Here is a 22,420-nt window from a genome sequence, read left to right on the forward strand (position 1 = left end):
AGCTCCCACAAATTCGAGCAGGCCTAACTAAGAGATCTCGTCTCCAAATTTAAAGAAACGACAAGAGACCAGATATATTCGTTCTTAAACTCTGTAAAATTCGAGGTTTTCACGTAATGGATCGGGTAGCGATCCTAGTGCGTTAATATATTTTTTATAGCGATTTTCGAGTTCCGTAAACTTACGAGTCCGAATGTTAATGAACCTGTTATTAATCTCGCTAAACGCAGGCATCTTGGAAACTTTTTCCCGAATCGGCCGTGAAAACGGAATATGTCTGTAGAAAATACTGCGCACTACTCGGTTCAATCGCTGTACGCTTTCCGACTCGTACTTGATCCATAGCTGATAATCATTTGCAAAAATATCCCGTTCATTCCTGAAACGCTTAAATTCCGCGGCCAGCTTTTCTTTCACTTCTATGGAGAGATCCTTGTTCTTTTTGTAGAATTGAACGTAGTCCATATAATCGGCTGTAATGGAAGGATTTCCTACGTTATTCCATTCCGGACCTAAGATACTTTTGCAGAGCTCCCATCGGAACGCGGCAAATGCATCGATGAGAAGCGATTTTAAATCTCCTTGCACGAATACCGGTAAAACGATGCGACCGCGGCTTTCTTTCGAACCGGATCCCCTATGGACTGATAGCTCCTGCCACATCATAATTTTGCTTCCGATCGAAGGGACTATAACGAAATCGGGAACCACCGCTTTTTGGACGAATTCTTTATTAATGCCCATTTCCGGATTATTATAGATTACTTCCCGATTAAATACGGAGAAATCGATGCCCATGACGTCATGTACGGCGTCCGTTAGCATCTTTTTAGTAACGTAAGCTTTCCCGAGAGGAATTTGAGAATGGAATTTAGTCAGAATCGGTAAGTAGGTAGCGAGAGATCCTGTCGTTAACCTAACATTGGCTTCGTACATCGCACCGAATTCGAATTTTAGTCGCGCTTCGGGATTATCGATATCGGGAGGGAGATCGGATTCTTTTTTGAAAACGGCATTTCTATTATCCATTTTCACTTTATCGAAGAAATTTTGCCCCAATTCATCTAGGGATGTCGGAGTTTCCCGTTTATAAATTCTTTCTAACCATTCGGTTCCGTAATGAATCGGTATATCCGAAACGGACGTGATTGCATCCTTGAACGTGGACATAAATACGAGTTGAGAATCGTCCAAAAGAGTCTCGTCAAAAAAACCGTATTTGAGCATTAGATCAACCGGCTTAGGAACATTCTTATTCGTATTTAAATATTTTTGAAAGCATCCTGCATAGATATCAAAATAGATTTTCGTAATGGATCTTCGTAGTTTTCTGGTGTCATTATCGGAATCTAATGGATTTTTCATGGACTTTAGTTTTACCATGAGAGCCGAGAACTCCTTAATCGCGTCTCCGCCCAGTCCCGAATACTGGATGATTGTGGATGCGGAATTTTGAAGCTCTTTTCGTATTGCTGTCGCATCCGCTGACGAATCCACACCGATCGAACCATTTGTAGAAGCCGATTGGGTTTGAGGCAAAGCTTCATATTTCTTAGAAAGTCCGGCAGTTTTTTCGAGGAAGCCTCTTAAATTAGGCGAGGGATTTGGCATCCCGGCGCCAAAGAGAGACTGATGCCCTGCTATCGCTTTTTCGATTTTTTGAGATAACGTTTGGAGAACCGGAACGACGAATTCGGGAGGAGCAGTGGAATAACCGTTTACGGTCATATCTAAAATTAAATAGAATTTTTCGGCAATGCTTTCATCTCCTCCTAACAGGAATCGAAATGCTTCTTCCAATTCTTCTAATACGATTTTCGTGCTTCCAGTTAAATCGTTTTGAACCTTTCCCAACTTTTCACAAATATAAGATACCATCGAGGGATCGGGCGTAAAAAGTTGTGCCAATAGGTTCGGATCCGCAAGAATTAACTTTCGAAGGAAATTAAATTCTGAATCTTGAAATTCGATTTCTTCCGGATAATATTTTAACAATTGCTGAGAATGATCCTCGTCAATGTAGGTGGGGGTCGGTCGTTCCGGTAACAAACCGCCGTTTTCGAAGTAGTTCTTTAAATTTTCTCGAGCCAACCTAAGGATTGGATCCACAATCTCTGAGCCGGGCTCGTTGATGGGCTGCCCCGGTTTAATATCCGGAAAAACTCCCGGATTAAATTGATAATAAAGAAGGGAAAAATTATCGTTAGATTTTCCGAGATCCGATGTAATTTTTCTAAGTTGATTGGCCCGTTTAAAAAGTTCGGTGATCTCTCTTAGTAATGATCTGCCGACCATAATTCCAAGCGAGGAGCGTGCCGCGAGGGAACGAGCAACGGTCGACGGCGACATAACATATGTGGATAAAACGCATTCCTGCTCGGCAATGATCGTATGCGGATATCTTCCACCGGCAAATAAGGCGGTCGCGCCTGGGGTAAGATTGGCTCCGGACAGTTTGAAAAGCTCTAATTTCCTACCCTTCGGACCGTCGATTACGTATCGTAAAGCGCCGCTATGTAAAACATTGAGGGAATTTACCGCCGATCCCTCTGGAAAGAGAGTGGTCCCTGCCGGAATAGTTACTTTTTGGTTTGGAATACTTGTATCTAAGGCCATACGTTCGCTAAAGAGAGCAAATTAAGAAGAAAACAATCCTTCATCGATCCGGGAAACTCTTTTTCTAAGATCGGCTTTAAAAACCCGGCAGTCGAGAGGTGACCCGCTTACCAAACTGACTTTTATGGGCATTCATTCTAGGCTTCTTTGAAGGGAAGATTTCTCTACTGCTTGACTGATTTCATTCTCCTAAGAAAACTCCTAAGCGAAATGAAGAAAATGGACTCCTTATTATCCGGATCGAGAATCGGGATGCTTACGAATCAGAGTGCCTATGGTTGGGAATACGAGTATCACTTTCGAACCGTTCGTAAGAAATACGGGTTAAAAAAACTTTTCTTACCTGAGCATGGACTCTTTGCCGAATTGCAGGATCAAATTTCGGGGTCCTCGCTCGAATATGATTTAGAAGACACGGTAATTTTAAATTTGTACGGGGATTCCGAAGATAGTTTGATTCCTTCTCAGGATTCGCTGGAAGGATTAGATACGATTTTAATCGATATTCGAGACGTAGGGACAAGGTACTACACTTTTTTGACTTCCGCCCTGTATTTGATGCAGGCGGTAGATCTTCGAAATCGAAATGGCTCCGAAAAAATTAAGATAGTCGTTTTTGATTCCCCCAATCCGGCAGGAACGGGAATCGAAGGAAGTCCTCTGCAATCGGAATATGCTTCATTCGTTGGAGTTGAAGGAGTTCCGCACAGACATGGACTCACCTCGGCAGGACTATTAAAATTTTATAAGGATAAATTCAAATTAGATCTAGAATTCTATTCTATTAACAAAGTTTATCCGGATCAATACGACCCATTCTTATGGATTCCTCCATCCCCGAACATTCCTGCAATTACTACGTGCTATGTCTATGCCGGTTTATGTTTACTTGAGGGCACGAATATTTCGGAAGGAAGAGGTACTACACGTCCATTTGAAACTTTCGGCGCTCCTTATATCGATTATAGTAATGAAAGCCTCAGAAGAAAATTGGAGGAACCGCAGAGAGGAGTCTTTCGTCTGAGGCCGTTGAGATTTATACCGACGTTTCACAAATATGTAGGCGAAGTTTGCGGAGGTTATCAGATTTTATTGGAAAAACCTTCAAAATTTCATAGTCTCCTTTTCGGTTTGCACCTGCTAAAAACCGTTCAAGAAACCTATCCTCGAGATTTTTCTTATTTGCAAGGTCCGTACGAATTTAGATCCGATAGACCTGCAATTGAGCTATTGGTAGGGGATCAATTTCTATTGAAATATTTGGAGGGAAAATCTTCGTATCTTGAAGTGGAGGAATATCTTTCCGAGGCGGAATTGAATTGGAAGAAGGAGATAATCGCATATATATAGATTTCGCTTAACGTTCCATTCGTAAAATTCAAATCATTTCGATAGCCTTAAATTTTCGAGGCGCCTTTCAGGATTAAGAAATGACCCCGGATCGTAAAATGAATAAGTGTCAAGAAAAAATCCCAGCAAATCTATGTGGGAGCTCCAACAGAAAAAAACTCATAAAAAACTTTCTCCAAAACTCCAGATCCTGATAAAGACCCACTTCGGGGGTACCACCGCACCGGCCCCCGCCCAGGAAGGGCGGGGATCGCCAACATCAACCAACGGCACTCCACCAGCAGTTTGCCTTCTTAAACCGGCAATCGTCTTAATTCATCAGAAAGACGTTTCAGATCTCGGACTAGGTCGACTGGAGACGGGTGGATTGTCGCTGCCGCTTGTAAAGCGGTCTCTATTAAATCGAGTATTAATTTGCGTTCCGTTACTGCGCGAACCTTGGGCATTTTGCTCCATTCTTCCCGGAAGATCGTAGCTTTTTCGTCTACGATCGACGTGATTTGGTTTAACGTGTTGATCGCTTCGCTCATAATTGCCTCATATTTTTTCGATGCTCAATCGCATTATGGATTTCTGATCGAGAATTTCCAGTTCGAAATTCCGTTCCACCGCGGTCTTAAAATGGCGGGTGATATTAGTCCAGAAATTCGGTTTTACTACTTTGCACTCGTCGGGAAGTTTGCCTACTCGATCTGCATTCGGTTCGTAGCGAAAAAATTCCGTCTTTCCGGCAGCGATAATCCTAGACGGGACCTGCCATTCTTCCTGAAGGCAGGATAAACCGGTATTCGTAGATATCTTGCCCGTCAATTTCGTGCCTATGCTCGGATATTTTACATCGATGGAACCGGAATTTGTCATGAACAAGAAAAAAACAGGAAGCTGATGTCCGCCATCTCGACTCTCCGAGACTCGTAGCTGCACTCCCGATACGGTTATTTGATTCGATTCTTTTTTTCCGGTAAAGGCTAACGGGTTTACGATTCTTGCAACTACGGCGAAAATAAATAAGAGAAGAATAAGATCGAACAACAAAATTAACTTTGTGCGAGACTTTTCTTTTCCCTTGGTTTGGATTTGTTTTAAGAAGTCTCTAAATTCTTCCGGAGAACGAGAGTGATAACCTTTACCCATGGGAAATTACCTTGCGAATATTTTTGCGAATCCTACCTGCGCTCGGATAACCTTCTGACATTTCTGCGGAAGAAACGAAAAGGCTAAGGGCTAAGCGGACTGCTTCTATCATATCATGACCTCTCGAAAGAAAGAAAGCAAGCATTCCTACCAAAAGATCACCCGTTCCCATTACTGCAAGTTTCGGCTCCTGGTATGGCCAAAAGAACGAACCTTCCTTAGGGGTGCATAAAACGGAAACGTTGCCTTTTAAAAGGATATGGCAATTTCTTTCGATCGCCCATTCCTTTGCGTCCTGCCAGGCCTCTAAAAATCCGGCATATGTTTTTCCGGTAACTCTGGACCATTCTCCGATATGCGGAGTCAGTAGAACATTCGGACCCAGTTTAGTAACCGAATAAGGTAAAATTGCTCCTGCATCCAAAATGACCGGGGTTTTCTCCGGAAGAAACGAAGTAGGGCAGTCTTCCGGTGAAAGCCCGGGGCCGATAGCGAATGCTTTCGTCTTTCCCGCAAAACTTCCTAAAAAAGGATTTTGATCGGAGGCGAAGAGTTTTACCATTAGGGAGGAATCCTTTTTAAGCACTTTTTGAATGGTACTTGCGGATGGCGTTAAGACGAGAGAGATGCCTCCGCCCATTTCATGAAACGAAAGAACGGATGACAGAATAGCGCCCGCCATCCCGTCCGAACCGCCTAGAAACAAAGCCGAACCGTTGGAATATTTATGCGAACCGCGTTCCCTCAGCATCCGTTTCTTTAATTCTTTCCTGTTGGCCTTAATCCAGACTCTTTGATTCGTGGAAAACTTATGACGGAGAAACCCGATCGGGTGAAATGTTTTTTCCACTTCAAGATCGGAATGAAACAGATTCGTCAGTTTATGAGATCCGATTTCCGCCAATCCATCGATCGGAAAAGTGAGAGGACGGTCCGGATGAAAACCGGAAAGCGTATCTATACTAAGTACAAAACAATCCGAACCGAATTTTTCCTTAAGTATCTTAATTTCAGAGGCGACGCGTAACAGTTCATCGGAGAGCGGCGGGAGAAATCCCGTACCGAGCAAGGCATCCACTATGATCTCGCTATCATTCCAGGATTGAGAATGGAATTCTTGGAGCGGGTATAATTTAGCCCCTGAGCCGACGCAGAGATTTTTGTAAAATAAGGTCTCTTCCGAAAGTTTTCCGTCTTTGCAGAAAACTCGGCAAGGAATTCCCTCAGCCGAAAGAAAATGAGCCAGAGCGAAACCGTCTCCGCCGTTATTTCCGGAGCCGCAAAGAAAAAGCGCCCCGCCGGTTTTTTTGAATTTGGTTCTCCATGTTTGAAAAATAGAAACGGCTGCGAAGCCCATCAGCAATTGAGAGGATGTCCCTCTTTCGTTGATGGAAAGTTTATCTAATTCTACACTTTCCTCGTAGGTAAAAAGGACTTCGCTTTTCACTTTAATTCATTTCCATTTATGCACTTCGAGATAACCCGAACGAATTCTTACTGAATAAATTTCGTCGTTGGCATCCATCCAGGTTTCTCTCCAGAGCCCTCGTGGAGGCGGGTAGTTGAGGCGGATATTGTTTACATGATTGCCGTCGTCGTCATGGACTTGAAGACGAATGGAGTTTCCTTCCTCGGCTTCGGTTTCCCAAATGAAAAAATTATCATCATTCAATACCCAGAATAGGGTCTCAGACGGATCCTGTATTTCCTTGATCGGAGTGACCCGCTTGCCTTCCCAATCATAGCGATAGATTCTGCGAGATTTAAATCGTCCCGATTTCGCTTCATAGAAACTAAAAGCGGCCAACGCATATTCTCCTTCGGAATGAGGAAGAATCGTATCGATATACCATGTATTCCCGTCCGATGCGGAATGTACAATGTCCTTGAAATCGTTGGAATCCAATCTTTGCTTAACTTTTCCCGCCTCGTCGAATACGCTTAAGCGCATCTCTCCATTAGAGCGATGAAATACAAAGAGTAAATCATTGCGACCTGCTTCAATTCGTTCCACATAGCCGAATGGAATCGATCCGCCGACTCCATCAGAGTAAATCGTTTGAACTAACTTCCCCGAGTCATTGACTTTAAGAATGACCGAAGGTAGAGCCTCTTCCGCATCGGTTCGAAATTCTCCTGATTTCTTTGCAAAAATATTTTCGGGAGCTTTGTCCTGTTTTACGTCTTCTTTCGAAATTCGGGATTGAATGAAGACATCGTCGTTTCGGGAAACCGAAACAAGGCCGATTCGACCCAGTTTCACGTTGTAAATTTTTGCCTTATCCAAAGTCTTTTCTTTGGGATTTCCGATTACGAACTTGAGTTCGCCCTCGGTTGTGAATGCTTTCACAAGGGATTGTTCGAAATCAGGGATATACATTAAGCCCGAAGCGATCGCAATTTGGTTCGGTACGTTCGTCGGAACTCTATTGACTATGCTAACTTGAAGCTCTTTGATATCCTTTCCTAACTTTACTCTTCCGTAAAGATACGGATTGTAATCATCTACGCGGAATTTAGAGCAAGCCAAATGGATAATCCCGATTGCGATGAGGAAAATTAAGGGGAAACGGAAGATTGTTTTTTCGTTTTTACTGGGTTTAAATAGATGCATAATTCGAAATGAATCCGAAGCGCGGGAATTCCGCCGATTTGGACGTAAACGGTACCATCCCGAGTATTCCATCAGAAAACAAGCAATTTCGACCAATCTAAGAAATCGTGTCCTCGGATGCGGTGGATTTTTTACTTTACACTAGGGCTTGTCCCAAATAATTTGAAAGGATATCGGGAACCACCCCATAGTATGGGTAGTAACAAGTCTAAGTTCGACATAAAAGTGTCGACTTTGACGGGAAACATCTCGCTCTCACAGGCGAGAGAGGCGGTTCAGAGACTCTCTGTAAGGCCGGCACTTGACAGTCAGTAAGGAAACGATCTCTTCTATCTTAGATGGTATCCTGCTCGCACCCGTTAAGTTGTACGCACTCATGGTTAGCCAAAGGCCCAACCATACGCTGATCGAGGTAGAGTTGGATCACCTCGAACACCCGTACGGTTCCGTCAGCCTTCTGGAATGTGAGCAAGTTTCCAGAAAACTGAATGAAGAGTTGGAGCGGATCTTCCCGGATCTGAACTACACTCTTAAAGTTTCTTCTGCTGGAGCGGAACGGAAACTGGTGCTTCCGGAGGACCTGGATCGGTTCCGTGGAATTCCAGTGCGCCTCGTGTACAGGGTTGAAGGTGAGTCGGGTGAGAAAGAGGGGATCTTCAGGATCCTGGATAGGCAGGGTGACCGTTTTATTTTGGAACCGTTTTCCAAACGGAAGAAAGGAAGCGGGAAAAAAAAGGAAGCCTTCTTGGAATTGAAGGATATACTGAAAGGAAATTTGTACGTAAGTATTTGATTATGGCAGTAAAGAAGAAAGAAGCCGAAGGCAATCTGTTGGAAGCAATTCAACAATTTTGCGCCGATAAATCCCTGGACCGGGAAGCGGTTATGGGAGTCATACGGGACTCTTTAATTACGGCCTATAAGAAAAAGTCCGGACTCGACGGTTTGGATGATACGGAAAATCCGATTAAGGTCGAATTCGCCTCGAATAACGAAGGCGATAACGTTGTCATCATTGTTCCACGGAAGGTCGTCGATGGAGAACCGAAAGACGGTTTGGAAATTTCTCTCGCGGACGCGAAAGTCACTCATCCGGAAGCCAGGATCGACGAAATATTAGAATTTAAAGAAAAGCCGATGGAGTTGTCCAGAATTATCTCCAGTCAAGCAAAACAAATGGTCTTCCAACGTCTCCGAGATATGGAGAAAGAGCTTTTATACGAAGAATATAAAGCGAAGGAAGGAGAACTAACTCACGGTTATTTCCAACGTTGGAAAAAGGACGCTATGTCGATCGACCTCGGAAAAGTGGAAGGCGTCATGCCTAAACGGGAGCAGAATCCCGGAGAAAAATACCACAGCGGCGACCGTTTAAAAGCGATCATTCAAAGGGTGGAATTAAGACCTCGTGAGCCGATTCCCGTAATCACTCTTTCTAGAGCTTCCGCCGATTTTGTTAAGAAATTATTTGAAATGGAAATTCCCGAGATCTACGACGGCCTCGTGGAGATTGTCAACGTTGCAAGGCAACCTTCCATACGAACAAAAGTGGTCGTGCACGCGACTCGCGGAGATATCGATCCTGTGGGAGCTTGCGTTGGGATGAAAGGTGTCCGGATTCAATCCATCGTGCGTGAACTCGGAAATGAGAGAATTGATATCGTCCAATATTCCAGCGACCCGACAGAGTTTATCGCGAATGCGATTTCTCCGGCGAAACCGTTCGATGTAAAGGTGGACACTCAAGGAAGAGAGGCAATGGTGATTGTTCCAGAAGAACAGCTTTCTCTTGCAATCGGAATTAACGGGTCCAACGTAAAGTTAGCCTCCCAATTGACGGGCTTTCGGATCGATATTAAAACAATTGCACAGTATAACGAAGAATTTTCCTCCCCGGAAGCGCGGGAGAGACTTGAGAAATTATTTAGTCCTCCTGCCGAAGAGGAGGAAGACGATGGCGCGACTCCCCTGGAAGACCTTCCCGGTCTTTCTGCTCGCCTAATCGGTCTTTTGCGGAGCGCCGGTATCAACGACGTAGAAACCTTGATCGAGATCAGTCAGGATGATTTGGCCAAACTCCCAGGAATCGGCCCGACTACCGCGACGCAAATTCTCAAAATTTTGGCTGAATCAGTGGAGTGGGTGGAAGAGGGTTAAATCTCTTCAATCACCCGAATATCGGGTGGGAAACCGGAAGGAACCGCCTTCGCAAGACCAGGAAATTATATGGAAGATAAGAATAAGACAATCAAGGAAAAGCTCCAAGGTTCTGCCGATGCCGGTAAGAAGAAGAAGCTGGTAATTAAAAAGAAGCCGGACGAGAAAAACTCCTCTCCCGCCTCCGGTTTCCGAAAAGAAACCTCGGGTGAACAGCAAGCTGCTCCTAGACAATCCGCTTCCGGAACCGGTGGCGGATCGAACACAAGGCAACAGTCTTCTTCCCATCCTAAAGAACAGCAATACTCAGAAACTAGACAAGATCGTCCGGAACCCCCTACTCCGAGAAGCCAACCGTTATTGGATGACGATACCTCTGGAAAAAAATCTCCCTTTCAGAGAGAAGACAATAATATTATAGTATCTCGTCCGAATCAAAGACAGACGTATTCCGGACCCAGTAGTAGGGATTCTTCTTCCGACAGCCAAGGTGGCGGCGGCGGATATCGCGGAGGCCAGGGCGGACAAGGCGGAGGATATCAAGGCGGCCAAGGTGGCGGCGGCGGATATCGCGGAGGCCAGGGTGGTCAAGGCGGAGGTTACCAAGGCGGTCAAGGTGGCGGCGGCGGATACCGCGGAGGCCAGGGCGGTCAAGGCGGAGGTTACCAAGGCGGTCAAGGTGGCGGCGGCGGATATCGCGGAGGCCAGGGTGGTCAAGGCGGAGGTTACCAAGGCGGTCAAGGTGGCGGCGGCGGATATCGCGGAGGCCAGGGCGGACAAGGCGGAGGTTACCGTGGAGGCCAAGGTGGTCCAGGCGGTGGCGGTGGATATCGTGGAGGTCCGGGTAGCGGCGGCGGCGCAGGTTTCCGCGGTCCAGGCGGACCCGGCTCCGGAGTTGCAGGGCCTCCTGGTGGAGAAGGCAGAGGTGTGCTCGGACCTTCCGGAAAAAAACGCGGTGGAGAAAAGGAAAAGTCAGGTCGATCGGAATCCTCTTTTGGCGCGGAAAATTCGAAGTTCTTTAAACAATCATATCGTAAACATAAAAGCGGCGGACCTACCGGGGTTTCCGTTCCGAAAGAGATTACAATATTAGAAAATGTTCAAGTCGGCGAGCTTGCCAAGAAAATGAATCTCAAGCCCGGCGACGTGATCGGAAAACTCATGAAGATGGGGATGATGGTCACGATCAATAATATTATCGATGCAGAAACAGCATCGATACTTGCGGACGAGTACGGCTGCAAAGTTAAGGTCGTTTCTCTTTATGAGGAAACTTTAATCGGAGAGGAAAAGGATAATCCGGAAGATTATATCCATAGACCGCCAGTCGTTACTATTATGGGGCACGTCGACCATGGTAAGACCAGGTTGTTGGATACTATCCGTAAATCCTCAGTTATTGATACCGAATCGGGTGGAATTACGCAGCATATCGGAGCTTACCAAGTAAAGACGCCGAGAGGGGAAATTACCTTCTTAGATACTCCGGGTCATGAGGCATTCACTTCGATGAGGGCTCGTGGTGCGAAAATTACGGATATCGTGATTCTTGTGGTCGCAGCCGACGACGGAGTAATGCCTCAAACGTTGGAAGCGGTATCGCATGCGAAAGATGCGAAGGTTCCGATCATTGTGGCAATCAACAAAGTCGATCTTCCTACCGCAAATCCAGAGAAGATTATGCAAGAACTCGCCAATCATGGACTTCAATCGGAAGAGTGGGGTGGCGATACCATGTATTGCAAAATTTCCGCAAAAGAGAATATAGGAATCGATAAACTCTTGGAAGCGGTGCTTTTACAAGCCGAAGTTCTGGACCTTAAGGCGAATCCGAAACGTAGAGCGAAAGGAACTATTGTAGAAGCAAAATTGGATCCGGGTCGTGGTGCCGTAGCAACCGTCCTAATTCAAAACGGAACACTCAGAGTGGGCGATCCGTTTGTCGCGGGAGTCTTTTCCGGACGTGTTCGAGCCATGTATGATGACTATGGACATTTGATCAAGGAAGCCGGACCGGCCTTCCCTGTTCAGGTAACCGGCTTGGATGGAGTTCCCGACGCGGGCGCTCCGTTCGATTCGATGGCGGATGAAAAAGAAGCCAGAAATATTTCCCAGCACAGAATCGAGTTCGAACGTATCGGTAACGCCGGAGCGACCGGTTCCAAAGTGACCTTGGAAAATATGAACGAGTTCATTAAACAAGGCGCATTAAAGGAACTGAAAGTTATCATCAAAGCGGACGTCCGCGGTTCTGCGGAGGCGATAAAAGAGGCTTTGGAAAAACTTTCCACTCCGGACGTGAAATTGAACGTGATTCAGTCCGGCGCAGGAGCCATCGTAGATATGGACGTTATGTTAGCTTCGGCCTCGAACGCTATCATAGTTGGATTCCACGTAAGGGCGAATCCAAAGACGATCGCGCTGGCGGAAAAAGAAGGCGTTCAGATCAAATACTACAGCATCATTTATCAGGTTGTAGACGAGATCAAGATGGCTATGGAAGGACTTCTCGAACCGGAGAAGATCGAAGAAGTCATCGGGACCGCCGAAATCCGCGAGGTTTTCAAAGTATCGAAAATCGGAAATATCGCGGGCTGTATGGTTACTTCCGGAAAGATTACGAAAGCCTCCGGCGTTCGCGTGATCAGCGAAGGAGTGATCGTTTTCGACGGAAAATTAAAATCACTGAGACGATTCAAAGACGAAGTAAACGAAGTTCTAAACAACTTCGAATGCGGTATTCAGTTGGAAGGATTCAACGATTTCAAAGTCGGAGATTCGATTGAAGCGTATACAGTCACGGTGATCAAACGGAAGCTAGACTAAGAGGTCGATTTTGAATCCTATCCGTAAAAGGAAGATCGAAGTGGAGACGGTGAGAACCGTCGCCATGATGATTCTTACCGGAAAGGTGAAGGATCCCAGAGTGCATATGGTTTCCGTTCACCGTTCGGAGTTATCAGACGACGCTAGATTCTTGAAAGTGTACGTTACCTCTATCGTGACGGATAAAAAGAAGGAAAAACTGTTGGCGGGATTGAATAGCGCCGCGGGAAAATTTGCAGCGACTTTATCGACGAAGTTGAATCTTCGAATGACTCCGAAGATTTCCTTTGTATGGGATGACGAATACATCCAAGGCTTAGATGAATCCCTTCGACTTACGAGAAAACCCACCAACCCGAACTGAAATCGGATTCTTACTTCTGGACAAACCTGTGGGAATGACTTCCTCGGACTTGGTCTTGAAGGCAAAGAAATCTCTCGGCCTGCGGAAAGTAGGACATACCGGCACCCTGGATAAGGCGGCCTCGGGCTTGATGCTTCTTCCAATCGGCTCTTCTACTAGCTTCTCTTCCTTGTTCTTGACCAAAGAAAAGGAATACATCGCAGAAGTTCAGTTCGGATTCTCTACCGATTCGGGTGACAGGGAAGGTTTGGTTTTGGAAGATTGGGAAATCGAGAAGACCAAGGCCTGGCTCATAGAGAATCGTCCTAAATTAGATGCGGTTTTACGAAATGTTCCCGAGTGGGAAGAGCAAACCGCGCCAGAGATCTCCGCCTTAAAAGTCGGCGGAAAAAGACGGGCCCAGCTTTTTCGGGAGGGCGTGGAAGTTCCGTCAAGCGTTAGGAAGATTAAAATTTACGAATTCGAAGTTCGTAATTTTGAAGAAACGGGACTCACGATTCGAACGAAGGTTTCGGGCGGTACTTACATTCGAAAGCTTGTAATGGATATTGGGGAGGCATGCGGGCTTCCGATGAGTCTCAAATCCTTGATTCGTACGAAGGTGGGAAAACTGATGTTGGAGCAGGCCGATGCCTTCGACTCCTTAGAATCAAAAACTGCGAAAATCCATCCTCCTGAAGAAATCTTGGACATTCCGACCTTAGAAATTCCGGGAACCGAAGTAAAAGACGTTTTTCATGGGAAGAAGATCAAATTGGAATGGATTCCTGCTCAGGAATTTCTTCTTACTTCTCCCGAAGGAGAGATCTTGGCTTGGTGTAGACGGGACGGTTTGCCGGGTAGTTTAACCTATAAATATTTAAAGGTCTTCCCTAAAAATTAGCTTGGACGCCCTGCCCTAGCCCCCGAAAATTGGCACAGGTACATTCAAAGCTATGATAACTACGGAAGCAAAGAAGCAAATTATATCCGCATTTGCAAAAGGAAGCGCAGACACTGGATCCACTGAGGTTCAAGTTGCGCTTCTGGACGCTCGCATTAAGGGTTTAAACGAGCATTTTAAAGGTCACAAGAAAGATTTTCATTCTAAAACGGGTTTACTTAAGCTCGTAAGCAAACGTAAGAAATTATTGGAATACCTAAAACGCAAAGATCTAGATCGTTACAAGAAGCTGATCGAAACTCTCGGACTACGTAAGTAAGGTCCGTCTCATGGCAAAATCTATTACCGGCCAATTCGGTCGGGATGCAATCACTCTCGAAACGGGAGACTGGGCAAAACAGGCTCATGGATCCGTAGTTTATAAAACCGGAAATTTGGTCCTTCTTGCAACCGTCTGCGCTGCCGACGAGCCGAAAGAAGGTCAGGATTTTTTTCCTTTAACCTGCGAATATTCCGAAAAGATCTATTCCGTTGGACGCTTTCCCGGCGGATATTTTAAACGGGAATCGAAACCATACGAGCACGAAGTACTTAATTCTAGAATCATAGATCGTCCCATCCGTCCTCTATTTCCGGAAGGATATTTTTGCGAAGTTCAGCTATTAGTTCAAGTGCTCTCCGCAGATACGGAAGTTTCTACCGCGGGGCATGCCTTGAATGCCGCGTCTGCGGCTCTTTCTATTTCCAATATTCCGTTTAACGGTCCGATCGCTGGAGCTCGTATCGGCAGAATTAACGGCGAGCTAATCATCAATCCTACAAATAAGGAAATCGTAAATTCCGATTTGGATTTGATCGTAGCCGGAACAAAAACTCATATCGTAATGATCGAAGGGGAAGCGAAAGAACTTTCCAATGAGGAAATGTTGGCCGCCTTGAAATTCGCGCAATCCCATATCTCTAAGTTCGTGGAACTTCAAGAAAACTGGGTCAAAGAATTGGCGATTGCCAAGAAAGAAGTCAAGCTCAAGCAAAAAGACGAAGCTTTGTTAACCGAAGTGCGTAAATATGCATTCGATAAACTTTCTGCTGCAAATCGTACATCGGATAAGCTGTCCCGCACCAAAGAAATTTCCAACGCTAACAAGGAAGTCGTCGAATATTTCAAGGCTACCGTTACGGAAGCGGAGAAAATCAAAGACATTAAAAATTTCTTACATGAACTCGAATACGAGATCGTTCGCGAACAAGTTTTAAAGGACGGTGTTCGTTTTGACGGTCGTAAACTGGATGAGATCAGGAATATTAGTGTCGAGATGAGCCCTCTCCCGGGTGTGCACGGTTCCGCAGTGTTTACCCGTGGACAAACTCAGTCCTTAGGGACTGTGACATTGGGAACCGCTTCCGATAACCAACGGTACGAAACGTTGGAAGGGCAGAAGGAAAAGAACTTCATGCTGCATTATAATTTCCCTGCGTTTTCTGTCGGAGAAGTACGAAGATCATCCGGTCCTGGTAGGAGAGAGATCGGGCATGGAAATTTGGCGGAAAGAGCCCTCAAACTTGTTCTGCCGAAACTGGATGATTTTCCGTATGTAATCCGAGTGGTTTCGGAAATTTTGGAATCAAACGGTTCCTCCTCTATGGCTTCGGTTTGTTCCGGTTCGCTCGCTTTGATGGCTGCAGGAGTTCCTATCAAATCTTCCGTTTCAGGAATTGCGATGGGACTTTTCTCGGACGATAAGGGCCGCTTTGCGGTTCTTTCGGATATCGCCGGCTTGGAAGATCATTTCGGAGATATGGATTGTAAAATCGCGGGAACGCGTAAAGGAATCACCGCCTTCCAAATGGACTTAAAAGTCACAGGCGTTGCGTTCGACGTTCTTGAATCGGTCTTTAACCAGGCTCAAAAGGCGCGCTTTCATATCTTGGATATTATGGAAAAACATATTTCCAAGGCCGAGGCAACGGTTTCTAGGAAGGCTCCTCGTATCATCATCAAACATATCCCGAAAGATCGAATCGGTGAGTTGATCGGTCCGGGTGGTAAGAATATACGTGCCATTATCGAAGCTTCCGGCGCGGATATCAATATCGACGATGACGGTCGAGTAACGATTGCGGGCGCCAATATGGAATCCGCGGAAAAAGCGGCCGGAATGGTCGAAGGTTTTTTTGCGGAAGTCGAAGTCGGAAAGATTTACGAAGGAAAAGTGAAGAGAATCACGGACTTCGGAGCCTTTGTTGAAATTCTCCCCGGCAAAGAAGGCCTTTGCCACATCTCCAAATTGGACTCTAAACGAGTGAATTCGGTTAAGGACGTTGTCCGCGAAGGCGAAATCATTAAGGTCCGAGTTTTGAACGTAGATAAGACCGGAAAAATAGATCTTTCTCGTAGAGACGCACTCGAAGTTTAATCTCATTTGCCGGCGAAATCATCGCCGGCTATTCCTCTCACATTGACTTTAAAAGAAGAACAAACCCATAAGATAGAGCTACCGAACGGCATCACCGTTCTATTCCAGCGTGCACCCTATACGGTTAGCGTTTCCCTCGGCGTTTATATAAGAATAGGATCCAGATCGGAAAGTCCGGAAGAAGCAGGTTACTGCCATTTCCTTGAACATATGTTGTTCAAGGACACCCAAAAGAGAACGGCAAAACAGCAAGCCGAAGATTGGGAAAGAGTAGGCGCCTATTCGAATGCTGCTACTTCTCGGGAATATACCAATTTTTATGCGACTTTAGCATCTCGAGACCTCGAACTCGGATTGGAACTACTTTCGGAAATGATGTTTCTTCCTTTGCTTCGAGATCAGGATATAAAGACGGAAGCCGAAGTGGTTTTGGAGGAGATGAAAGGCTATGAAGATTCTCCCGAAGACGGAGTACATGATTTTTACTATAATAATTTCTTTCCTGAAAATGCTTTAGGACGGGATATTATCGGAACGGAAAAAAGCATCAAAGCAGTTACTTCAAAATCGCTAAGGAAATTTTACGAGAAATACTACCACTCGGCAAACATGATTCTTTCTATTTCCGGCGATTATGAACCGGAATGGATTCTCAAAACAGTAGAAAAATATTTTTCCGTAAAAACGAATCGAAGGCTGACCGCCCATTTTGAAACTCCCCGAAAGGTATTCGGATATTTCCGCAAAGGAAATAAAGAAACTGAACAAGCATACTTTATCCTTGGAGGAGAAGGGCGTCCGAGAAGTTTTTACGATGCAACTCGTCTTTCTCTTCTGACTCACATTTTAGGCGGAGGAATGTCTTCTCGGCTTTTCCAGAAAATTAGAGAAGAGAAGGGGCTCTGCTATAACATTACGAGTTACCCTTCTTCTTATAGCGATATGGGAATTACTTCGATCGTTTGTTCTTCTTCGAAAGAGAGGTTTTTAGAGTCTATAACATTGATTCTGGAAGAATTACGAATCTTCTTGGATCTAGGAATCACATCAGCGGAACTCTCGGACGCAAAAACGAATCACGAAGGAAGTTTATCGATCGGATACGAGCACACCGAAAGTAGGATGAATAATATAGCCTTTCAAGAGATGTACTATGGGAAGTATTACACTTTAGAGGAACGAATCCGAGAAATTCATTCCGTAACTTTGGATGAATTGAATTCTTTGGCGAAGAAAATTTTCGCGCTTCCTAAATTGCATTTATCCGTCTTGGCAAAAATGAACGCTAAGGAAGAAGAGAAACTTAAAAAGATCTTCGAATCGTTTTCATATCCGGAGTGAAGGACCGCATGAAGATTGCTGTGAAAAAACTGCATACCAATGCTAAATTACCCGAAATTAAGACGTCGGGTTCGGCCGGGTATGATTTGTATTCTTGTTTGGAATCTCCGTTGGAACTCCCAGTCGGAGAAGTGAAGTTGGTGCGAACAGGTTTGGCTTTTGCAATCCCGGACGGGTTCCATTTTGAAATCCGCCCGAGATCGGGATTTTCCACAAAATTCACCATTTTGGTTCCGAATTCTCCCGGAACGATCGATTCAGATTATCGCGGTGAGCTCATGGTGCCTTTGCTGAACCTAGGAATGACTCCTTATCTTTTGGAAGACGGGGTTCGAATCGCTCAGTTGTTGATTCGCAGAACCTGGCTTACTGATTGGGAAATTGTCGAAGAGTTACCCGAAACTGCAAGAGGAGCCGGGGGCTTCGGTAGTACTGGATTATAAATCTAGCGCTCAATCAAATCTATTTGTAGATTCCGAATTCTGTATGAGCTCCCACAGAATCCACGTTTGAAAACTTCTTGCCAGAGGAATAGTTTTGTGGTAAGGAATTTTCCACCGCTTCGCTCCGGCCCCCGCCCAGGAAGGGTGGGGTGCATTAAGCCAATTCCACTCTCCACTCCAGATTCCGAATTCTGTAGGAGCTCCCACAGAATTTACGTTTGAAAACTTCTTGCCAGAGGAATAGTTTTGTGGTAGGGAATTTTCCACCGCTTCGCTCCGGCCCCCGCCCAGGAAGGGTGGGGTGCATTAAGCCAATTCCACTCTCCACTCCAGATTCCGAATTCTGTATGAGCTCCCACAGAATTCACCTTTGAAAACTTCTTGCCAGAGGAATAGTTTTGTGGTAAGGAATTTTCCACCGCTTCGCTCCGGCCCCCGCCCAGGAAGGGTGGGGTGCATTAAGCCAATTCCACTCTCCAAACTCCTGCTTAGTCCACCGACGTCCTCCCAAAATTGGAATCGCTTCTCCCTTCCTGAAAAAACTACCGATTCCCCATGATTAAGTCTCTTTTCCTTTCTTACTAAGATGCCGATTTTTAAGTGGTATGGAACCAAAAGCAGGAATGGACCGCAATATTATTATTTGGGAGAGGGGGCGAGCCGCTTTGCCTTACCTGTTGCTATTTACGGGAATTTTCTTAACCCTTTCGCTTGGTTCATTCACGATTGCCGACAACGGTGTTCAATCCAATCTCTTCGGTCGAACCGGACATTATTTGTCTTGGGGAATCCTGTATTTATTTGGAAATGCGGCTTTCGTACCGGGAATCATGCTGATTTTGACGGGAGGAATCCTTCTCGTACAGCCTAACCAAGATGCGACTACAAAGCTTCTTACGATTCCTCTCTTCCTGCTCGCGGTTTCGGTTAGCCTAAATGTTTTCGGAAATCCTTCTACGATTCCTTTCGCAGCTAACGGTGGTGTTCTCGGCCAAGCACTTGCGGTAGCCTTAGAGTATATTCTTGGCGCGACCGGACGATTGTTGATTCATTTCGTTATTTATTTCTACGGGATTCTCGTTTATTTGAATGAATCTCCTATTCATTTTCTAGGTAGAATCATGGCTCAGGGGGGATTTTCTCTCTCTGATTGGAAAAAGCAATGGTTGGCGGGTTATCGCCAACCGTTGGGGGAAGAAAGAGAACCTTATACACGACTCTTTCCGGAAGCCCCCTCGTCCCCGATCGCGGAAAATATCACTAAGCTCATGAAGACCTGGAAAAGGCCGAGCTCCGAATTTTCTGAATCGGAAGTCCCTCCTTGGTTTAAACGGGAAACGGTTTCTCCTAACGGAAACTCCTTATATTCCATTCCTCGTTCCCCGGAAACATCCGAAAGAAAAAGCGCGAATTCCTTACTGCAAAGAGAAGCTACCGCTTCGGTATCTACCTACGATTCCAAAATTCGTTACAAAAACTCGGGTCTTTTGGACGGATTTTTCGAGGAAGATAGAAAAGTATTTCAGTTCAGAAGCGCTTCCCCAGATTTATTAGAAAAAGTTTATGGGTCTCCGGTAAAGGATGAATCCCGTGATAGAGGCAGATGGGAACTTCTTGATCTCAGGACGAATGTGCCGGCTGAAGTCGAGGATGTGGAGCCCGATTCGGTAGAACCGTCGAAAGTCACCGAGTCTAATCCCGCGACGATGACCGCTTCTTCCGATATGTCGGAACCTCCCGATTTTACCGAGTCTGAAACGGAATGGGAGGAGGATGAAGATCTTTCCGAAGAACATATCTTGGAAGATGACGGTGACCAAGATTTCGAGGAAGAAGCAGAAAACGATTCAAGTATATCAGAACCTTCTACTGTAGCTCCTCCGATAGAGGTGATTCCCGCCGTAGTTAAGGAAAAAGTTTTTCTTCCCGAAGTCATCGTTAGTAAACCTAAGCAGGCTGAGCTTCCGTTTACACCCGTTTCTATGGTCCCGATATTTCGCTCGAAAAGATCCGTATATCACATTCCTTTAAACAGATTACATACGAATCCGACGAAAGTCCATGAGGCTCTATTCAAAGTCGAATCGGAGAAAGTGGCTTTCGAAATTGTGAACGCTCTGAAAGTTTACGGATATGAAACCAAAGTCGTCGCTTGGGAAAGAGGACCGATTATTACCCGCTACGAACTGACTCCTCCACCTGGGGTGAAGCTAGGTAGAATCACGTCCTTAACGGATGAACTCAGAATGTACCTTGCGGTCAAGAATGTTCGAATCGTGGCGCCTATACCAGGAAAATCCACGATCGGGATCGAAGTTCCGAATAAACATCGCGAGGACGTTTTGTTAGGGGATATTTTACGCTCTTCTTTGGTTCCAAAAGCGAAGAAGGATTTGAATATCATCATCGGAAAGGATATTTCAGGTAAGTTAGTCTCTATCGATTTGAATAAACTCCCGCACCTCCTTGTAGCAGGAACGACCGGCTCCGGTAAATCGGTTTGTTTGAACTCTATGATCGCCTCCCTTGTATTGAATCTTTCTCCCGAGGAAGTTCGTTTTATCATGGTAGACCCCAAGATGGTGGAGTTAACCCTCTTTGAAGATATTCCGCATCTATTAATGCCGGTCATTAAAGACGCGAGAAAGGCGACAAAAGCATTGGCTTGGGTAATCCAAGAAATGGAATCTCGCTATGAAGCGGTCTCCCAATTGAAGTGCCGTGATTTTAGATCTTATAACGAAAAAGTGGAGGATTATTATCATAAAGAAGGCTATTCAAAAATGCCTTACATAGTCGTATTCATAGACGAGTTGGCCGACTTGATGATGGTATCCGGGAAGGACTTGGAGGATGCAATCACGCGGATCAGCCAAAAATCCAGAGCAGTAGGCATTCATTTAGTGATGGCGACTCAGAGGCCGTCCGTCGACGTCATAACAGGTTTAATTAAGGCTAACTGTCCTGCTCGAATCGCTTTTCATGTGGCTCAAAAGACTGATTCTAAAATTATTTTAGATATGAACGGAGCCGAATCTCTTCTGGGAAAAGGGGATATGCTGTATAAATCGCCGACTTCGGCGGATTTGGCAAGAATCCAAGCGCCTTATATTTCCGAAGAAGAGATAGAAAAGATCGTCGAAGAAGCGAAGAGATATGGTTCACCCACATATGTGGAATTGGATTTCGGGGAAGAAACTGAAACGGATTCCGCCGACGAAATGGACGAGGAGTTGTTCGGGAAAGCCTGGGATATCGTTCGAATCGAACGAAAAGCAAGCGCAAGCTATCTTCAGAGAAAGTTAAAAATCGGATATAACCGGGCAGCCAGAATCATGGAATTGATGGAAGAACGGGGATATGTTACGCCTATCCTCGGCTCAAAAGGCCGTGAAATTCTGAGATAGATTGAGTGGATTTTAGGCTTCCGGGTTTTTCCCCGGGAAAAAAGAAACCAAGTGACAGGCGGGCCGATACTCTCCATCCTGGAAAAAAAATCTCGGCTTTTTTCTTGAAAATGAAAGATCGTACAATTTTCCAAGTTCTTAACGTTTCAGTTTTGGGACTTGCCTTGCTCCTGACTGCTTGGGGACTCGGGGCACAATCTTCCGCCAAGCACGGTTGGAATTCTCCTTCGGAAGTGGTGAAGAAGGTTCGGAAAACCTTTTCTGAAATCAAATCCTATAAAGCCGATTTTGTTATCCAAACGGAATCTAACAAAAAGACCCGTTCGATGAAGGGCGTCTGTTATTATAAGAAGGGCGGCAAGATCCGTTATGAGTTTTCCGATCCGGCAGGCGATGAAATCGTTTCGGACGGAAAAACCTTATGGATTTTTATTAAGCGCTTAAACGCGGTCGGAAAACAGGATTTAACCCTGAATAAATCCAATAAGTCGGGACCGATTTTTGCTTCGGTAACGGAAGAAGGATTGTCTCGTATTTTTAGGAAGTACCATTATAAGTTCGATTCGATCGAACAACCTCAGATTTCTCCCAAAGACAATCGGAAATATTTCGTCTTGGCTCTCGAGCAACGGGAAAAAATCGGCGGATACGAAACGATGACTCTCTACGTTGATGAGGAGAATTTTCTGATCAAGAGAGCTGTAGCAAGCGACGGTAGAGGCAAGACGACCACCGTGGAATTTTCCGGTTGGGATAGAAACGCTGACGTTGAAGACGGCCAGTTCAATTTTCGTCCGGATGGAAATGCAAAAATCGTAAATAACCCCTTGGTGTCGGAAGAATAAAACTTCCCCGGAAAAGGAGAGCG

17 protein-coding genes are annotated in these 22,420 nt (G+C 45.4%); 12 read left to right on the top strand and 5 right to left on the bottom strand.

Annotated elements, in window-relative coordinates; translation table 11 throughout:
• Positions 1-84 precede the first annotated feature (84 nt).
• Positions 85-2,616: a Crp/Fnr family transcriptional regulator gene (locus LEP1GSC050_RS01275; protein WP_010569260.1), complete on the bottom strand. Its 2,532-nt coding sequence runs from the start codon at positions 2,614-2,616 to the stop codon at positions 85-87.
• Between the two features lie 210 nt (positions 2,617-2,826).
• On the opposite strand from LEP1GSC050_RS01275, the gene LEP1GSC050_RS01280 reads away from it, so the two are divergent.
• The gene (locus LEP1GSC050_RS01280; protein ID WP_020987017.1) at positions 2,827-3,966 is read left to right on the top strand and encodes a DUF1343 domain-containing protein; all 1,140 of its coding nucleotides are present in this window, start codon (positions 2,827-2,829) and stop codon (positions 3,964-3,966) included.
• 293 nt (positions 3,967-4,259) lie between these two features.
• On the opposite strand, the gene LEP1GSC050_RS01285 is transcribed toward LEP1GSC050_RS01280, so the two are convergent.
• Genes LEP1GSC050_RS01285 through LEP1GSC050_RS01300 form a run of 4 tightly spaced genes read right to left on the bottom strand, consistent with a single transcriptional unit; the run spans position 4,260 to position 7,714 of the window.
• Positions 4,260-4,496: a hypothetical protein gene (locus tag LEP1GSC050_RS01285; RefSeq protein WP_010569262.1), complete on the bottom strand. Its 237-nt coding sequence runs from the start codon at positions 4,494-4,496 to the stop codon at positions 4,260-4,262.
• Between the two features lie 7 nt (positions 4,497-4,503).
• The gene (locus LEP1GSC050_RS01290; protein WP_010569263.1) at positions 4,504-5,100 is read right to left on the bottom strand and encodes a hypothetical protein; all 597 of its coding nucleotides are present in this window, start codon (positions 5,098-5,100) and stop codon (positions 4,504-4,506) included.
• The gene (locus LEP1GSC050_RS01295; protein ID WP_010569264.1) at positions 5,093-6,547 is read right to left on the bottom strand and encodes a bifunctional ADP-dependent NAD(P)H-hydrate dehydratase/NAD(P)H-hydrate epimerase; all 1,455 of its coding nucleotides are present in this window, start codon (positions 6,545-6,547) and stop codon (positions 5,093-5,095) included. The genes LEP1GSC050_RS01290 and LEP1GSC050_RS01295 overlap by 8 nt, the downstream gene beginning before the upstream one ends.
• A gap of 6 nt (positions 6,548-6,553) precedes the next feature.
• Positions 6,554-7,714: an LIC_12708 family protein gene (locus LEP1GSC050_RS01300; protein WP_051184828.1), complete on the bottom strand. Its 1,161-nt coding sequence runs from the start codon at positions 7,712-7,714 to the stop codon at positions 6,554-6,556.
• A gap of 364 nt (positions 7,715-8,078) precedes the next feature.
• Between LEP1GSC050_RS01300 and rimP the strand changes: the two genes are divergently transcribed.
• The 11 genes from rimP to LEP1GSC050_RS01360 all read left to right on the top strand — a co-directional run bounded on the left by rimP (position 8,079) and on the right by LEP1GSC050_RS01360 (position 22,397).
• Positions 8,079-8,507, top strand: coding sequence for a ribosome maturation factor RimP (gene rimP, locus LEP1GSC050_RS01305; protein ID WP_232225643.1), 429 nt, complete (start codon positions 8,079-8,081; stop codon positions 8,505-8,507).
• A 2-nt stretch (positions 8,508-8,509) separates the two neighbouring features.
• Entirely contained in the window at positions 8,510-9,871 is a 1,362-nt protein-coding gene (gene nusA / locus LEP1GSC050_RS01310) for a transcription termination factor NusA (RefSeq protein ID WP_010569266.1), read from the top strand.
• Between the two features lie 69 nt (positions 9,872-9,940).
• Positions 9,941-12,697: a translation initiation factor IF-2 gene (gene infB / locus LEP1GSC050_RS01315; protein ID WP_020987010.1), complete on the top strand. Its 2,757-nt coding sequence runs from the start codon at positions 9,941-9,943 to the stop codon at positions 12,695-12,697.
• Positions 12,698-12,707: 10 nt separating this feature from the next.
• On the top strand, positions 12,708-13,061 hold the full coding sequence (gene rbfA / locus LEP1GSC050_RS01320; RefSeq protein ID WP_010418149.1) for a 30S ribosome-binding factor RbfA: 354 nt from the start codon (positions 12,708-12,710) through the stop codon (positions 13,059-13,061).
• Positions 13,018-13,944 carry a tRNA pseudouridine(55) synthase TruB gene (gene truB / locus LEP1GSC050_RS01325; protein ID WP_040910828.1) on the top strand — a complete coding sequence of 309 codons (927 nt, stop codon included), beginning with the start codon at positions 13,018-13,020 and terminating at the stop codon, positions 13,942-13,944. Before rbfA ends, truB begins: the two co-directional genes overlap by 44 nt.
• 52 nt (positions 13,945-13,996) lie before the next feature.
• The gene (gene rpsO, locus LEP1GSC050_RS01330) at positions 13,997-14,263 is read left to right on the top strand and encodes a 30S ribosomal protein S15 (protein WP_010418154.1); all 267 of its coding nucleotides are present in this window, start codon (positions 13,997-13,999) and stop codon (positions 14,261-14,263) included.
• Positions 14,264-14,273: 10 nt separating this feature from the next.
• Positions 14,274-16,361, top strand: coding sequence for a polyribonucleotide nucleotidyltransferase (pnp, locus tag LEP1GSC050_RS01335; RefSeq protein WP_010569269.1), 2,088 nt, complete (start codon positions 14,274-14,276; stop codon positions 16,359-16,361).
• A 42-nt stretch (positions 16,362-16,403) separates the two neighbouring features.
• Positions 16,404-17,702, top strand: coding sequence for a M16 family metallopeptidase (locus LEP1GSC050_RS01340; protein WP_020987015.1), 1,299 nt, complete (start codon positions 16,404-16,406; stop codon positions 17,700-17,702).
• A gap of 8 nt (positions 17,703-17,710) precedes the next feature.
• Positions 17,711-18,145 carry a dUTP diphosphatase gene (gene dut, locus LEP1GSC050_RS01345; RefSeq protein WP_010569271.1) on the top strand — a complete coding sequence of 145 codons (435 nt, stop codon included), beginning with the start codon at positions 17,711-17,713 and terminating at the stop codon, positions 18,143-18,145.
• A 605-nt stretch (positions 18,146-18,750) separates the two neighbouring features.
• The gene (locus LEP1GSC050_RS01355) at positions 18,751-21,552 is read left to right on the top strand and encodes a DNA translocase FtsK (RefSeq protein ID WP_010569273.1); all 2,802 of its coding nucleotides are present in this window, start codon (positions 18,751-18,753) and stop codon (positions 21,550-21,552) included.
• Positions 21,553-21,662: 110 nt separating this feature from the next.
• Positions 21,663-22,397 carry a LolA family protein gene (locus LEP1GSC050_RS01360; RefSeq protein WP_040910902.1) on the top strand — a complete coding sequence of 245 codons (735 nt, stop codon included), beginning with the start codon at positions 21,663-21,665 and terminating at the stop codon, positions 22,395-22,397.
• Positions 22,398-22,420 lie beyond the last annotated feature (23 nt).

This window comes from Leptospira broomii serovar Hurstbridge str. 5399 (assembly GCF_000243715.2).
GTDB classification, from domain to species: Bacteria; Spirochaetota; Leptospiria; order Leptospirales; family Leptospiraceae; genus Leptospira_B; species Leptospira_B broomii.